1 protein-coding gene is annotated in these 585 nt (G+C 46.5%); it reads right to left on the reverse strand.

What is annotated here, in order from left to right; translation table 11 throughout:
• The coding region (locus R7Q11_RS27985; protein ID WP_225467207.1) for an AsmA family protein at window positions 1-497 on the reverse strand (497 nt) is incomplete at its 3' end.
• Between the last annotated feature and the right edge of the window lie 88 nt (window positions 498-585).

Genomic DNA, 585 nt, shown 5'->3' on the forward strand with positions numbered 1-585 from the left:
ATTTGTTCTGCAGAGGCCTGAATAGCGCCGTAAGGCCATAATTGTTGAGCGTTTAGCCAAGTAGGATCTTGGATTTGGATACTCAATCCAGTTACGGAAAAGCGCGGACCCGCGTAATCAATATTTTTCAGCGCAATCTGGTGGAACTGGATCGACTCTAAGTTAGGCTGTGTCGGTATGCCTTTTTTTAGACTCACCCCATCAATCAGCAAGCTATCGATAATCCATTTCCCATCTCGTCGTATGTCAGGGTTCAACCACACGTCGACTTGTTCAATATAAGGCAGTTGAGCGTCTTGGGAGCGAACGTTTTGCAGCGAAAGGTGGTAAGGGAAGTCGTAATGAACGCGCTCCGCTTGGATCGGTAAGCCAAGGTAGGGTGAAACCCATTGCCATGTAGAATTGGCGTATGAGGTGGTTAACAGCGCAATAATGGTCGCCGGAAGGGCAATCAATACCACCAGTAAGAGAATTAGAATTCGACGCGCTGTTTTCATCCCTGCCAGAACCTGTAAGTGAAGTGTCGGAAAACTGATGAGGTCAGTTATACAAATAACCCAGTTAGGCTTTAGCTTGTATCAATCT

It is taken from the genome of Vibrio sp. 970, from assembly GCF_033339075.1.